This window comes from Paraburkholderia hiiakae (assembly GCF_904848665.1).
Taxonomy (GTDB): Bacteria; Pseudomonadota; Gammaproteobacteria; order Burkholderiales; family Burkholderiaceae; genus Paraburkholderia; species Paraburkholderia hiiakae.
Window position 1 is genome coordinate 85,669 of the sequence record NZ_CAJHCQ010000002.1, and the last position, 14,629, is coordinate 100,297.

Genomic DNA, 14,629 nt, shown 5'->3' on the forward strand with positions numbered 1-14,629 from the left:
ACCTACGCGCGCGCCTGCATGCCATTTCGGTTTATGGCGCGATCGGCTTTCCGCTCGCGTCCTTGACCTTCTCCTTCCACTGCGATTTGATTTCGCTCACGACGGAGTCCGGCAGCGAAATGTAGTCGAGGCTATCGGCGGCCGAAGCGCCATTCTTGAAGGCCCAGTCGAAAAACTTGAGCGTTTCCTTGCCCTGGTCCGGCTTGTCCTGTGCCGTATGCAGCAGCACGAAAGTCGCGCCGACAACGGGCCACGCATCCTTGCCCGGCTCGTTCGTGAGGATCTGGTAGAACGACGTCTTCCAGTCCGCGCCGGCAGCGGCTGCCTTGAACGTTTCGGTGCCCGGCTGAACGACTGCGCCCGCTTCGTTCTTCATCGAGGCATAGACCATGTGATTTTGCTTGGCGTACGCCCACTCGACGTAGCCGATCGCGCCCGGTAAACGCTGCACGAAGGCCGCGACGCCGTCGTTGCCCTTGCCGCCCGTACCTGTCGGCCATGCCACCGTCGTGCCTTCGCCGACCTTGCTCTTCCACGCGGGGCTGACCTTCGAGAGGTAGTTCGTCCAGATGAAGCTGGTGCCCGAACCATCTGCGCGGCGCACCACGGCGATGTCGAGGTCAGGCAGCTTGACCTTCGGGTTCAGCGCGACGATAGCCGGATCGTTCCACTTCTTGATCTTGCCGAGGTAGATGTCGCCGAGCACCGGGCCCGACAGCGTGAGTTCGCCGGCCTTGACGCCCGGCACGTTGATCGCCGGCACGACACCGCCGACCACCGTCGGAAACTGGAACAGACCGTCCTTGGCCAGTTGATCGTCCTTCAGCGGAGCGTCCGAGCCCGCAAAGTCGACGGTCTTGGCCTGAATCTGTTTGATGCCGCCCGACGAGCCAATGCCCTGGTAATTCACCTTGCCGCCGCCCGACTTCTGATAGGCATCCGCCCATTTTGTATAGATCGGCGCCGCGAAGGTACTGCCCGCACCGGTGATATCCGCAGCCTGGGCGATGCCCGTGCCCAGCGCGAGAATGACAATCGCAAATAGACTGACTTTCATCCCGTACTCCTTAAAATCGTTATTGATGCGCTGGACGTTACGTTCGTAATGTGACGATCGGGTGACACTGCAATCGATCGCCGAAGTGGGCTTATGGATGGTGACGCGATCATTCAGAGGGCGTGTTAGCGAAGGCTCGCTGAATACGTTCGCGTGCGCATGGCGGCACGCGTGCAATGTCCCAAAGGCGACGAAAACGCGTGATGCGCGCGAAGCGTTGGTGATGGACTTTGGTCCATGCCGTGGATGGCGGATGCAGGCAGACGCATCCGCATTGAACGCCGTGAGCGTTCAATGCCTCACCACGAAGGCCGTGGTGCTACTTCCTGCGCCTCTGGTTGACGAGCCGGAGAATATCGTTCGTCGGGCCGCTCGTGATCAGGCGCGAGATGTCGTCGAGATGGACCCATCGACACCGGGATATCTCGCTACTCGGGCGTGCCTTGGCTTGCCTGGGTATTTCGCAGGAGAACACATGATGGTGTTTCTGCTTGCCGCGAATGTCGAACAGATACCTGGCTGCCTTTCCGGCGAGCCGGGTCTCCTCCCTGAGTTCTCGTAGCGCGGCTTCCGTAAGATGCTCGCCGCGCTTCAACATGCCGCCCGGTAGTGCCCACTTCGACCGACTGCGTGCGACCAGGAGAATTCGCTTACCTCTGCGACAAATCACGGTGGCCCGTTTCTTCAACTCGAACTCCCACTTCGTTCCCGGAGGGTGCCGCTCGGTGCATCCGCATTGCAACGCCTGACTTGGGTAAGCATCGTAATACAGAAAATCAGAAATTCAACCTGCTAGCGGCGCGATGGCCGTCAACTTGCCAGATTTTTATCATTTCATCAAATCGTCATAAAAACCAGGTAGCCAACAGTCCTTATGGTAAGGTTTGGGCCAACATATTTTTTGTCGGACTGGAGCTGCAATGGATATGGACGGTGACTGGCCCTTGCCACGGCCGCGCACTCCTTTCAGAATCGATCGGCGACGCTCCGCTGCGGCACTCGCCAGAAAGACCTCTATCGCCAGCACCTTTTCGTCATTGGCCATGCCCGTGGTCATCGAGGTGGTGCAAAGAACGAAAGCCCTGGCGACGGAAGTCGACCCCGAAGCGTTTCATCAACTTCGGGTGGCTTTCAGAAAACTCCGTGCATTGTATTGGGCGTACTCCCCCTGGCTCGGCGAGGAAGCCACCGCGCAAGCCAGCGATGAATTCAAGCGCCTGGCTGCCGTGGCAGGCGGAACGCGCGACTGGGACATCGCTGGCGATCTCCTGAGAACCGCGCAGAAATCGGACGCATCGATCGAACTGCTTGTGAGCGCCGCGCGTGAGAAGCGCGCACAAGCGGTGGCGCATAGCCAGGCGCTGATCAACAGCGACACCGTCGAGGCATTTCTGAACGACGCCGTACTTCGTGCGCAAACCACGCTGCAGTCGTGTTGCAATGATCTTCCGATAAGCACGTTCGCTAAAAAGCGAGTCCGTATGGCACAACGCACGCTTCGAAAGCGCAGCAGGCGCGCCGTGCGAAGCGAGGCTGGCCATGAGGATAATCTCCATGACGTGCGCAAGGCCGGCAAAAAGCTGCGCTATCTGCTCGAGTTTTTTCAGCCCGTCATCAAAGGCGATCACGAACGCACGCTCAAAGAGCTGACGTCCGTGCAAAAGATGCTGGGGGAGTTCAACGACATTGCGGCAAGCGAGACCCTGATTCGCAACACGACATTCGACGCGGTTCCAGCCGACGTCGTCGAGAAGTCACTGCAATGGCTGGAAAGAAAGAAGTGCCAACGAATAGAAGTGGCGTCGCAAAGGGTAAAAGCCATATCTGGCTGAGCCAATGCCACCGCCGTCACTGGCAGGTCACGACGCTAACAGGCAAATTCTCGCTCGCCATTCCGAGTCTCTCGCGCGATGCCGTGGTGATGGAACCGCCCGGCGGCAGGCATTCCGATTGCCCCATCCCCCCGCCTTCCGTTTGCGGCGTGCCGTTGTTGAACGACTGCCACGTGATGATGACCGATGCACCGCAATTGTTGATCAAGTCGGTGTAGTCGAGCCCCAGTTTGGCGTTTTTCCCACGATATTCCCGGTCGATGCAGTCTGTCGAAAGCTCGCTCGGCTCGAAGCGCGGCGAAGCGGTTGGCGCCGCACGAGCGCCAGCAGCGCTGGCCGCGCCATGCGCCAGAAAGACCAGCAGAAGCACTGCAAGTCGGCTGTTAGCCAGATTGCGGGAAGCTGTCATTTCTTCACCTCGTTTTCGGGTGTCGATCACCGACAGTTAGCTTCCCACAGCGGCCAGCGTCAAGTGTCAGCAGGCGCCTTGCGTGTGCGAACAGACAGTATCCCCACCTTTTTATTAAGGAATTCGAAATGACGAACAGGATATCGGCGTGACACTCACAAGGCTTGGACCTGCACTGCGGGTCCGGGCGCGCCGCCCACACTGGGCGCAATCACGAGATATCTGCGGTGATCGGCGACGCCTGGCGTGTCAGGCGTAACGACCTGTCGAATCTGGCCCAGCGTGTTGACGATTGCCGAGCCGGCCGGATTGGTCTTGAAACTCGCGAGCACGTCAATGCGGCCACTGCCGTCGGCGTGGTCCGAAAGACCGAGGAAATACGGCTGACCCGCCTGCAACCCGGTGACCGCTGCCTGCAGGACCTGCAGCAAGCCCTGATCGAACAACGCCACGGAAGTGGGCGCATTGCCATGCCCGGCTGCCGCGCCACCCACCGGAATCAGCGTCACGTGCGTCGCCTCGCCCGCCGCGCCGAGCGGCTGCGTGTTGGCCGTGCCATCGCCGTCCGGCACGGCGTCGGGCACATACGCCACGGCTTGTGGCGCCTGGCCGACCGGCACCGTGGCGATGACTTTGTTGGTCAGCGTGTCGATTGCCGTCATCGCGTCGCCGTTTTCGAGGCCCACGTAGACACGCGTGCCGTCGCCAGACGGCCAGATGCCATGCGGCAAGCTCCCAACAGCAATGGTCGCCACCTGCGAAAAGTCGTCAGTACGGAACACCTTGATCTGGTTCAGGCCTCCCACCGTGACGTACGCAAACATGCCGTGGGCGTTCTGCACGATGTTCACATGATTGGTGATCGGTCCCGTATCGAGCGTTTTCAGCAGCGCAAACGGTGGCCGTGCGTCGAACACCTGAGTCTTGCCCACATCCTTGAGCGTGAACCAGACCTGCCGGCCATCCGGCGTGGCCGCAATGTTCGGGCAGAACGGGCTCGCCTGCGTGACTCTCGCCACGATCTGGTGATCGGCGACCGAGACGACATCGGTTTCCGGATTGAAGGACGAACAGATATATCCGTACTTTCCGTCCGGCGAGAAGATCTGCATGCCTGGCCCGGCTGGCACGACAATGCGCGTCTTCTCTTCGAAGGTCCTGGCGTCGAGCACATCGACGTAATTCTCGCCGCGCACGGTGACCCACACCTCGCTGCCGTCGGGCGTGAAAAAAGCTTCGTGCGGGGAGCGGCCCACGTAGGTCACATGCTTGACCGAATTGGTTTGTGTATCGATGAACGTCACCGAATTCGAGCCGATAGAGACAATGGCGAGCGTGCGATGATCAGGAGAAAAGCCCATTCCGTGCACGAGCAACTGACCGTGATAGAGCGGGCTGAAGTTGGCCGGAATCGGCTCCCCGAGCCGGATGACACCGATCAGACGATTGGCGGCGGGATCGATGACCGAAACGGTATTCGAAAACTGATCAGACGAATAGACGCGGTCCCGATGGCTGACTGGAATATCGGCAGCCGTGAGCGATCCGGGGACCTGCCCCGCTTCGGCGAGCATTGAGGCAACAAGCGATGCGGCAATCATGGCCGCGCCGAGAAGGGGGTTGTATTTCATGACGTTGTCTCCTGCGTCGTGACGCGAGTGGACCCGCGGGCCAAGGTGTCAGTGGGAGATCGGAGCTGGAGCCGCGATCGAATCATGCACCGCGAGGCGCATGGCGACGATCTCCTGCTGCTGCTCGACCACGATCTCCTGAGCGATCCTGCGTAGCTGTTCGTTGTGTCCGTGCCGCAGTTCCGCCATGGCCATGTCGATCGCGCCCTGGTGGTGTGGAATCATCGTTGCGACGAAATCGCGGTCGATATCGCCCGTGGGCCTGGCCGCCATGCCGGCCATCATCTTCGTCATTGCCGCTTCGTTTTCCGAAAGAAACAAGTCCTCTTCACTGTCGCGAGAAGATCCGGCGTCACTCGACGGCGCAGCGCATAGACCGGCCAGAGAAAGCACGGCCGCACCGCACACCATTGCTCGCAAAACGAGTCGAATTGCAGCGTTCATGACTTCCCCTCCGTATCGGTCGAATCACATTGGACGTGAAGGCAAACAGCGCAATAGTCCATTTACTCCATGTCGGCCAGATTCGCATTGCGGATTGACGCGCCGCGAAACGTTGTCAAACGCTTTTCAACTCCCGCGCCTCTGGCGGACCGAGTGGAATAACCGCCTCGATCTCGCGTTCGTACCGTCAAGTTCGGGTTTGCGGGCGTACCATCAATGCACATCGCATGAAGGTCGCACGCACGGCCCATTCATTTTTTACCGGGCACCGCACAGCAGATTAGCCGCTTCGCAGCGGCGGGGAGCGTTCCATGGCCACGGGCATCGAGCTTCAAGATCAAGGACGGCAACTGTTGCCGTTTCGCGAGTCGGTATTGGCGATGCTAGGCGTCGCGTCGGTTTCGATGCTGATCGCGCTCGACCAGACCATCGTTGGCACCGCGTTGCCGCGCATCGTGGCTGAGCTCAAGGGCTTCGAACTCTATGCATGGGTCGCGACCGCCTACATGCTGGCATCCGTCATCACCATTCCGATCTTCGGGCGTCTGGGCGATCTGTTCGGCCGCAAGCCCTTCATGCTCGCCGCCATTCTTCTCTTCACCCTCGCATCGGTGCTCTGCGGGATGGCGACCAACATGCTGTTTCTCGTGCTCGCGCGCGGCCTGCAAGGTATCGGTGGCGGCATCATGATGGGGACAGTATTCGCGACCGTTGCCGACCTGTTCCCCGATCCGAGGCTACGCCTGCGCTGGCTGGTGTTCGTCACCTCGGCGTTTGGCGTTGCGAACATGGTCGGACCCACGCTCGGGGGCATGCTGACCCAGCACGGAAGCTGGCGGCTCGTGTTCTTCGTCAACGTGCCGGTGGGTCTGGTGGCGCTCTACTTCGTGCACGCTTTCCTGCCGCATCTGCGCCATGCCCGCGAAGGTGGGAGGCTGCGCCTCGACTGGCTCGGCGCTTGCGTCGTCGCTGTCACGTTCGGCGCGCTGCAGCTAGTGATCGAGCTCTTGCCGAGACAAGGATGGACGACCATGACGATCATGCTGGCGATGATCGTGCTGGTCTTTTCGCTAACGCTTTTCTTCTGGGAAAAGCGCATGGGCTATCCGATCATCCCCGTGGACATGCTGCTCGATCGAAAGCTCGGTCCGCTCTTTGCGATGTCGGTGCTCGGCGGGTTCGCGCTGTTTTCGCTCGTTTTCTACGTCCCGCTGCTGTTCCAGGGCGGCTATGCGATGTCGCCGCGCTCCTCGGGCATGCTGATCACGCCGCTCCTGCTCGGCACGACGGTTGGCAGTTTCGTGAACAACCGCGTGGTCACGCGCATCCGGCGCGCCAACGCGATCCTCTATGTCGGCTTCGCACTGTCTGCTTTCGCGAGCCTCGCGGTGGTCGTGCTGCGCGGCAACGAGCCGCATCTCGTGTGGATGGCGTGCATGGGTGCGAGCGGCCTGGGGCTCGGCCTCGTGGGCACGAGCCTCACGGTCTGCTCGCAGCAGATCGTCTCGCGAGACCATCTCGGCGCCGCCACGGCGATGCTGCAATCGCTGCGCACCTTCGGCGGCATGCTGGGCACGGCGATGACCGGCGCGCTGCTCGGGCACCTTTACACCATGGGCGTGAATCGCTCGCTGGACTCGTATCAGGCGACTCAGTGGTTCAAGTCGTTTGCGAGTCCCGAACTACTCGTGGACCGCGCCGACCAGGCCGCGCTGATCAGTCGCCTCGTAAGCGCCGGGCACGCTGGCGACGCGATGATGAACTCGGCGCGCAGTGCGCTCGTGGAATCGATCCACATGGGCCTCGTCGTCGCTGCCGTGGCCGCGCTCGCCGGCCTGTGTCTCGCGTGGTTTGTGCCGCCTGTCCGGGTTGGCAATTATCCGTAGACGTCCAAGTTGAGCGGGTGTTGAGCGCAGGGTTAGGCCTTGTACGCAGGCAGGAACTGAGCCAGGCGTGCACCCATTTCCGCTCCGAGGGCCTGCAAGGCATTGAACGGCCGGATCATCACTTCGAATTCGACAATCAGGCCTTCGCTGTCGAAGCGGATCATGTCGATACCCTTGAGCTGTTTGTCGTCCACCATGGCGCTGAACTCCAGCACGACGTTCAGTCCATCTTCACTACTGAACTGCCGGTGGTAGCTGAAGTCCCGCAAGATGGTCACGACCGTTTGCAAGGCCATCAGCAACGCGGGAGCCGGTGCATAGGGCTTGAACGCCATGGGCGAACGGAAAATGGCATCGGGGTGCACGATGGAACTCAGCGTGCTGAGATCCCCGGTTTCCACCATCGTGTGCCACTTCTCAAGGGAAAGCGCGACCGCGGGCTGAACGTTAAGGGTCGACTGATTCATGGAAACTCCGTTCTCCGAACAATGGGATCGTCAAAGCGCTGCTGCGAGCGTGGTGCCCTGGTAAATGGCCCGCTTGGCATCCAGCTCGGCGGCCTCGTCAGCGCCGCCAATCACATGGACAGCGCGACCGGCGGCCTGCAATTGATCGGCCAGATCGCGCAGTGGCTCCTGCCCGGCGCAAATCACAACATTGTCCACGGCGAGAGTCCGAGGCTCCCCGTCGATCGTCACGTGTAGCCCGTCCTCGTCAACGCGTTGATACTCCACCGAGGACACCATGTCCACGCCACGCGCCTTCAGTGCGGTGCGATGAATCCAGCCAGTGGTTTTTCCAAGCCGGTCGCCTACCTTCGACTTCTTGCGTTGCAGCAGATGCACATGACGCGCAGGCTGCTCCAGATGCGGCTGCCGCAAACCGCCCCGCCCCGTATAGGTTGTATCCACGCCCCATTCGGCGAAGAATTTCGCGGGGTCCAGGCTAGCGCTTTCGCCGTCGTGCACCAGATACTCGGCTACGTCGAAGCCAATGCCCCCCGCGCCGACAACGGCTACATCGCGCCCGACGGATCTGCCGTCGCGCAGAACGTCGAGGTAGCCCAGCACCTTGGGATGGTCTGCACCAGCGATCCGGGAATCGCGCGGCACGACGCCGGTGGCGATCACCACTTCGTCGAACTCGCCCTGCATGAGGAGTTCCGTGGTGACACGCGTGTTGAGGCGAAGCGCAATACCTTTGAGTTCGAGCTGGCGCCGGAAGTAGCGTAGCGTCTCCTCGAACTCTTCCTTGCCGGGCACCTTCTTCGCAATGTTGAACTGTCCACCGATTTCGGAGCCGGCCTCGAACAGCGTCACCGAGTGGCCACGCTCGGCCGCCGTCACTGCACAGGCGAGACCCGCCGGACCTGCGCCCACAATCGCGACCCGCTTGCGCTGTTGCGCAGGCCGGATAACGATTTTGGTTTCATGGCAGGCGCGTGGATTCACCAGGCAAGACGTGACCTTGCCTGCGAACGTATGGTCGAGGCACGCCTGATTGCAGCCAATGCAGGTATTGATTTCATCGGCGCGGCCTTCGCGAGCTTTGCGCACGAAGGCGGCGTCGGCGAGGAAGGGACGTGCCATCGACACCATGTCGCAAGCGCCTTCAGCCAACAGACGTTCCGCCAACTCGGGGGTGTTGATGCGGTTGGTGGCAACGAGCGGAATCGACACGCTGCCCATCAGCCGCTGCGTGACCCAGGCGTAAGCGCCGCGTGGCACCTTCGTGGCAATGGTCGGTATACGAGCCTCATGCCAGCCGATGCCCGTATTGATGATGGTCGCACCAGCCTGTTCGATGAGCTGCGCGAGGCGGGTGACTTCCTCTAGCGTCGACCCGCCTTCCACGAGGTCGAGCATGGAGAGGCGGTAGATGATGATGAAGCTGCGGCCAACGCGCTCCCGGATGCGCCGCACGATCTCTACAGGAAAGCGAATACGGTTCTCGTAACTACCGCCCCAACGATCATTGCGATGGTTCGTGCGCGCAACGATGAACTCGTTGATGAGGTAGCCCTCCGAGCCCATGACTTCTACCCCGTCGTAGCCCGCATGCTGTGCGAGCGCCGCGCAGCGAACATAGTCGTCGATCGTCTGCTCGACCTCTTCGTCGGTCAGCTCGTGAGGCACGAAAGGATTGATCGGTGCCTGCAGGGCGCTGGGCGCAACCAGCTTCGGCTGATATGAATATCGCCCGAAATGCAGGATCTGCATCGCAATCTTGCCGTCTTCCGCATGGACTGCCCGGGTAATCACGCGGTGCTGCTCCGCTTCGGCCTCCGTGGTCAGCATGGCGCCGCCGTGCATGGGTCGAGCGCGTTCGTTCGGTGCAATGCCCCCCGTCACAATCAAGCCGACCTCTCCGCGCGCACGCTCGGCGTAGAAGGCGGCCATGCGCTCAAAGCCCTCGGGCACCTCTTCCAGGCCGACGTGCATCGAGCCCATCAGGACGCGGTTTCGCAGGGTGGTGAAACCCAGATCAAGCGGGCGCAGCAGATTGGGATAATGTTCCATGACGTTTATGAAACTAGTTGCATAGATGATGTGAGCCATCATGCAACTAGTTTCATGAACGAGCAAGGGAATGTATAGTTTTAGAGGAAATCCTTTATCTTCAGTCCATATCACCTGCTCTCCTCAGATGTCGCTCCCTCACGCTTTGCTTACCGCCCTCGTCGAAAGATCCTGCTCCGGATCCGAGTTGGCGACCCGCTTCGACAAGTCAATTGGCTACTTCTGGAGCGCCTCGCATCAACAGATTTATCGCGAATTGGGGCATCTCGAAGGAGCGGGGTTCATCGAGTCATTACCTGAGGAATCCACCCGCGGCCGCAAGCGCGCTTACCGGATCTTGCCGGCAGGCCAGACTGAACTGAGACGATGGATCACGCAGGAAGAAGAGCCCGCGGCATTACGTCATGAATTCATGGTCCGACTGCGAGCAGAAGCGGCGGTCGGACCTACCGGGTTGGAAAATGAGATCCGGCGCCGCATTTCGTTGCATGCCGGCAAGCTTGCGCACTACCGTGAGATCGAAAAGCGCGACTTCGCGGTCGAACCGCGGGACCGGGAGACTGCACTGCAGCTTGTCGTGCTGCAGGCTGGAATCGGCTACGAGAGCGGTTGGCTGGAAACTCTGAATGCTGCATTGGCTGCGTTCGAGAAACCGCCGCGCGATTCCAGATCAGTCTCGACTCGCCGAACGCCGGATGAGTGAGTTACCGAGCGCATAAAAAATCCGGGCCACGGCTTCACGACCCAGAGACGATTTCAAACATTTAGATGCGCGAAGTATCACGAATCGACTTCCGATTGCGTTTCCAGTGTTGACCGTCGTCGCTGGAGCGAAGGCGCGAACGCTGTCATTCGCGCGACTCGCACCCGTCGGCTGACGGCGAGCCTGGTTGCTCGTCGCGGGCGGCCACGTCGATGGTCCAGCCGAAGCCCCGAATATTCCGTATCACGTCGTGTCCGAACTTCTTGCGCACACCGTGTATGAGCACGGCCACAGCGTTGCTCTCGACTTCCTCGCCCCAGCCATACAGCCGGTCCTCTAGCTGGGCTCTTGAGAGGATCATGCCGGGCCGCTCCAGCAATGCTGCCATGAGAGAAAACTCGCGCGCGGACAGCACCTCGCGATGCCCCTTGAAAGAGAGTTCGCGAGTATCGAGATTCAGGCCCAACGTTTCGTCGCCGAGCACCGAAACCGCTGACCCGGCGTGGCGGCGGAGCACCGCGCGAATGCGCGCCAGCAGCTCGGAGGTGTTGAAGGGCTTGAGCAGGTAGTCGTCGGCACCGATGTCGAGGCCCCGAATGCGGGTCTCGATGTCGTCGCGAGCCGTCACGATGAGCACCGGCGTGGTACAGCCGCGCCCTCGCGCAGTGGACAGAACGTCGATGCCGTCAGAGCCTGGCAGACCGAGGTCCAGCAGCACAATCGAATACGCATTGCCCACCACGGCCTCCCTGGCCTGCGTGCCGTCCCGGATCCAGTCCACGCTATAGCCGGCGTCCTTCAATGCGCGCATCAAGCTTTGGCCGATATCGATGTCGTCTTCAACGATGAGGATTCGCATGATCAGTCATCCGCATGAATAGGCTGCTCCAAGGCAGACGTTCGCCTGCGCACGCGCGATTGTGATCCGGCGACGCGAGCAAAAGCAAGCGCCCGATAGCGCAGCGCGGCCCGGCAACGTATCGTCCCCATAATCTGATATCGTTGGCGCACGAGCCAGCATTGGCGGCGCGGCGGCGGGCCGCCATCCTCCACTGGCTAACGCGGGGCGAACCGTCATGCTCATGAAAGCCAGATCTCTCAGCACCCAGCTGATCGTCTCGCTAGGCCTGCTGCTCTCCATCTTCGGAATCGTGCAAGGCGTGAGCTCCTACCGGCTCGCCCTCGTAGGCGTGAATGCCCTGCTGGACGATCGGCTCTCGAACGTTGCGGGGCGCATACGCGAAGTGTACGAGGCGGCCATTCCGCACCGCTCCCCTGGCTCGAGCAATGCCGACGACATCGTCGTCATCGTTTGGACTGCAGAACACAAGTCTCCCGCTCGCACGACGGACAGCGCCGTCGAGTTCGACCGCAATTCGCCCACGGGCTTCTCGCAGCAAATCGCCGCGCACGAGGCGTGGCGTGTCTATACGCTCGTCACCTATGACGAGGTGATCCAGGTCGCCCAACGCATGTCAGTGCGGGTACGTATGGCACAAGATAGCGCGGCACACGCGCTAATGCCCGTTTACGTGCTGATTCCGGCCGTGTGGATCGCGGTCTACATTTGCGTGCGCCGTGCGTTCCGGGTGCTTGACCGGCTCGGGCGCCGCGCCCAGGCAATCGATTCGACGCGTCTCGAGGCCCTGCCGGACGAAGGCCTCCCCGTCGAGTTGCGTCCGTTCGTCAGTTCGATCAATCGCATGATCGCGCGGCTCGACGAATCGATGCGGCTCGAGCGCGATTTCATTTCCGATGCCGCACACGAGCTGCGTACTCCGCTCACCGCCTTGAAATTGCAGGCCGACAATCTGCAAGGCGACATCGCTCCGCAAAACCGCGAACGCTTCCAGGCTCTGCGGCGTGGAATCGAACGCACGAGCACACTCGTCGCGCAGCTGTTGCAGCTAGCGCGCGCGGATGCGCAGACGACCTCGACGCCGCCCGCTGCGCTCGACGTTACGGAGGTCGTTGCTTCGGTCGTCTCTGAGCTGCTGCCCATCGCCAACCAGAAGCGCATCGACATCGGCGCGAGCGAATTGACGCCGGCACGCATCTGCGCAACCGAGTCGGACCTGCACGCCGTGGTCAAGAACCTTATCGGCAACGCGCTGCGCTACACACCGGAAGGCGGCTCTGTCGATTTGCGCGTGCTCGCCACCGAGGGTCATGCACGCATCGAAATTGCGGACACGGGACCTGGCATTCCTGAAGAGGCGCTACCTCGCGTATTCGACCGGTTCTTTCGCGTGAACCATGACGTCGAGGGAAGCGGTCTGGGACTCGCGATCGTACGCGCAATCGTCACACGCTACGGCGGTCGCGTGACGCTCGATAATCGCCATGACGGCGTGACGGGGCTGCGAGCCGTAGTGGAATTTCCGCTGCTCGCCAAGGCCACGCGTTCGGTCCAGCTAACTCGCGACTAATTCTGCTTTGCCAAGATGCTTCTCGTCGACGGGCCTCCGTCCCCGTTCAAGGAGAAACATCATGTTCGCCAGACTCATCAGCAAGCTCGAAGCACACTTCGCCGCCATGGAAGATCAACGACGCGATGTCTACCTCGCCTCGTCGGCTGATCTCGCAGAACTCGAGCGCCGAAACCAGTACTTCGATGCTCACCACAATCCGTTCGCCCCTTACTATCCCGACGCGCAAACCGACTGGCGGCGTTGAAACGCGACGAGGTATAACCCAGGCCTAACTTTCCAGCGCCAGGATGCTATCCGTGCACTTACTGGACACTCTCATCATGAAATCCTCACGAACCGCCTGCCTTGCCCTATCCGCCTGTATTGTCGCCCTCGGCCTCGGCGGGTGCGCCGTCATCCCGCCAACCGGCCCAAGCGTGGTCGCATTGCCCCCGCAAGGCAAGCCGCTAGGCGAGTTCCAGCAGGAGGACTATGCATGCCGGAACTACGCCTTCCGCTCGGACGGCACCACCCCGCCTTCGGCGAGCCACGATGTGCTGGGCAGTACGGCGATCGGCACGGCGGGCGGCGCGGCGGCTGGGGCGCTCTTGGGTGCGGCGGCAGGCAATGCCGGTATTGGCGCAGCGATCGGCGCCGGAGCGGGCTTGCTGCTCGGGAGTGCCGTGGGCGCCAATAACGCCCAGGCGAGTTCCACAAGTTTGCAGGCCAGCTATGACGCGGCTTACTCGCAATGCATGGCGTCGAAGGGGAACAGGATCACGCAGCCGGCCGTCTATGCGACTGCGCCCGCGTATGCGCCGCCCCCCGTCCTGGTACCGGCCCCGGTTGTCTATGGCTATCCGCGCCCCCTCGGCTACTGGGCGTACTGAGGGCTTCACATTGCGCTTCACACCTCGACAAACGATGCAGGTTTGCCGATGCGGCTGTTCTTCCCGAACGTCCACTATCACTTCGTTTAGCACGGCTTGCCCGGACTGACGTTGCAGCCGTTTTGAACTGCGAAAACGAAATAGCAAACTGAATGCGCCGCACCCTAACCCGTCGCTAACTCAACCGCTTCAAGATGAACATGGACTTCAGGAGACGCGAACCGCTGTTCCTGCAATCCCCTTCATCAGCCGAGGCCCGCTCAATGTCCAAGACCATCGTTGTTGCAATCAACCAGAATCCGACCGACGCGTTCCTCGCGACGGCGCTCGACACCGCCAGAAATTGCGACGCGCATATTGTCGCCGTGCATATCGTCGACTTGACGCCCTGTTTTACGGGGATGGGCGACTTCGACTACGGCCTGATCGTGTGCGCAATGGAAGAAGGCGGCCGGACGACGCTGGCCCGCGCGATGAAGATACTGGAGGGCAATCGACGCGGCGCTGAAGCGCGCCTCTTGACGTCGCCTCTGTCCGGTTCGACCATCGGCGGCCAGATAGCTGCGGTTTGTGACGCGGCAGGTGCCGTGCGGGTTCTTCTGGGCAAGCGCAAACGGGGTTGGTGGCGCTTCTTGAACGAAGATATCGCCGCGTCCGTGCAGCGCCACACGAGCACGCCCGTACAGATCATCGGCAAAACGCGCTCCGCGCCCGCTGTCCAACGCCCGCTGCGAGGGCCGGTGCACGGCGAACGGGCCACTCCGGAACCGCAACCATAAGCGCCGACAATCACGATGGGTTCGCCGACGTAAGTGCGTCGCGCCGCAGCGCTCGATGTTTCCGCCAA

At 61.4% G+C, this 14,629-nt stretch carries 15 protein-coding genes; 7 read left to right on the plus strand and 8 right to left on the minus strand.

All coding sequences use genetic code 11. The annotated features are described in order from the left end of the window. Nucleotides 1-31: 31 nt before the first annotated feature. Nucleotides 32-1,057 carry a phosphate ABC transporter substrate-binding protein PstS gene (pstS, locus tag JMY28_RS04290; RefSeq protein WP_201694671.1) on the minus strand — a complete coding sequence of 342 codons (1,026 nt, stop codon included), beginning with the start codon at nt 1,055-1,057 and terminating at the stop codon, nt 32-34. A 319-nt stretch (nt 1,058-1,376) separates the two neighbouring features. Continuing rightward, nucleotides 1,377-1,745 (minus strand): NUDIX hydrolase, encoded by a 369-nt coding sequence (locus tag JMY28_RS04295; RefSeq protein WP_201694672.1) that lies wholly within the window; start codon nt 1,743-1,745, stop codon nt 1,377-1,379. Nucleotides 1,746-1,977: 232 nt separating this feature from the next. On the opposite strand from JMY28_RS04295, the gene JMY28_RS04300 reads away from it, so the two are divergent. Continuing rightward, nucleotides 1,978-2,889, plus strand: a complete 912-nt coding sequence (locus JMY28_RS04300; protein WP_201694673.1) for a CHAD domain-containing protein — start codon at nt 1,978-1,980, stop codon at nt 2,887-2,889. Between the two features lie 16 nt (nt 2,890-2,905). Here the strand turns inward: JMY28_RS04300 and JMY28_RS04305 are convergent, their stop codons facing one another. The 3 genes from JMY28_RS04305 to JMY28_RS04315 all read right to left on the minus strand — a co-directional run bounded on the left by JMY28_RS04305 (nt 2,906) and on the right by JMY28_RS04315 (nt 5,373). Beyond that, complete coding sequence (locus tag JMY28_RS04305) at nt 2,906-3,328, minus strand: hypothetical protein (protein WP_201694674.1); 423 nt, start codon at nt 3,326-3,328, stop codon at nt 2,906-2,908. 125 nt (nt 3,329-3,453) lie between these two features. Next, nucleotides 3,454-4,929 carry a YncE family protein gene (locus JMY28_RS04310; protein WP_201694675.1) on the minus strand — a complete coding sequence of 492 codons (1,476 nt, stop codon included), beginning with the start codon at nt 4,927-4,929 and terminating at the stop codon, nt 3,454-3,456. Between the two features lie 48 nt (nt 4,930-4,977). Then, nucleotides 4,978-5,373, minus strand: a complete 396-nt coding sequence (locus JMY28_RS04315) for a DUF305 domain-containing protein (protein WP_201694676.1) — start codon at nt 5,371-5,373, stop codon at nt 4,978-4,980. A gap of 311 nt (nt 5,374-5,684) precedes the next feature. Between JMY28_RS04315 and JMY28_RS04320 the strand changes: the two genes are divergently transcribed. Further along, a complete protein-coding gene (locus tag JMY28_RS04320) occupies nt 5,685-7,259 on the plus strand; it encodes an MFS transporter (RefSeq protein WP_201694677.1) in 1,575 nt (524 codons plus the stop codon). A 32-nt stretch (nt 7,260-7,291) separates the two neighbouring features. Here the strand turns inward: JMY28_RS04320 and JMY28_RS04325 are convergent, their stop codons facing one another. Then, nucleotides 7,292-7,726, minus strand: coding sequence for a nuclear transport factor 2 family protein (locus JMY28_RS04325; protein ID WP_201694678.1), 435 nt, complete (start codon nt 7,724-7,726; stop codon nt 7,292-7,294). A gap of 30 nt (nt 7,727-7,756) precedes the next feature. After that, nucleotides 7,757-9,778 (minus strand): NADPH-dependent 2,4-dienoyl-CoA reductase, encoded by a 2,022-nt coding sequence (locus JMY28_RS04330; RefSeq protein ID WP_201695170.1) that lies wholly within the window; start codon nt 9,776-9,778, stop codon nt 7,757-7,759. Between the two features lie 127 nt (nt 9,779-9,905). Between JMY28_RS04330 and JMY28_RS04335 the strand changes: the two genes are divergently transcribed. Next, nucleotides 9,906-10,481 (plus strand): PadR family transcriptional regulator, encoded by a 576-nt coding sequence (locus tag JMY28_RS04335; RefSeq protein WP_201695171.1) that lies wholly within the window; start codon nt 9,906-9,908, stop codon nt 10,479-10,481. A gap of 145 nt (nt 10,482-10,626) precedes the next feature. Here the strand turns inward: JMY28_RS04335 and JMY28_RS04340 are convergent, their stop codons facing one another. Continuing rightward, nucleotides 10,627-11,340: a response regulator transcription factor gene (locus JMY28_RS04340; RefSeq protein ID WP_201694679.1), complete on the minus strand. Its 714-nt coding sequence runs from the start codon at nt 11,338-11,340 to the stop codon at nt 10,627-10,629. A gap of 223 nt (nt 11,341-11,563) precedes the next feature. Here JMY28_RS04340 and JMY28_RS04345 point away from each other — a divergent pair, with 223 nt between their 5' ends. The 4 genes from JMY28_RS04345 to JMY28_RS04360 all read left to right on the plus strand — a co-directional run bounded on the left by JMY28_RS04345 (nt 11,564) and on the right by JMY28_RS04360 (nt 14,561). Beyond that, nucleotides 11,564-12,910 (plus strand): sensor histidine kinase, encoded by a 1,347-nt coding sequence (locus tag JMY28_RS04345; protein WP_236596687.1) that lies wholly within the window; start codon nt 11,564-11,566, stop codon nt 12,908-12,910. 61 nt (nt 12,911-12,971) lie between these two features. Further along, nucleotides 12,972-13,157, plus strand: a complete 186-nt coding sequence (locus JMY28_RS04350) for a DUF3563 family protein (RefSeq protein WP_201694681.1) — start codon at nt 12,972-12,974, stop codon at nt 13,155-13,157. Between the two features lie 76 nt (nt 13,158-13,233). Next, a complete protein-coding gene (locus JMY28_RS04355) occupies nt 13,234-13,782 on the plus strand; it encodes a glycine zipper family protein (RefSeq protein WP_201694682.1) in 549 nt (182 codons plus the stop codon). 194 nt (nt 13,783-13,976) lie between these two features. Then, nucleotides 13,977-14,561: a universal stress protein gene (locus tag JMY28_RS04360; RefSeq protein WP_201694683.1), complete on the plus strand. Its 585-nt coding sequence runs from the start codon at nt 13,977-13,979 to the stop codon at nt 14,559-14,561. Nucleotides 14,562-14,629: the final 68 nt, after the last annotated feature.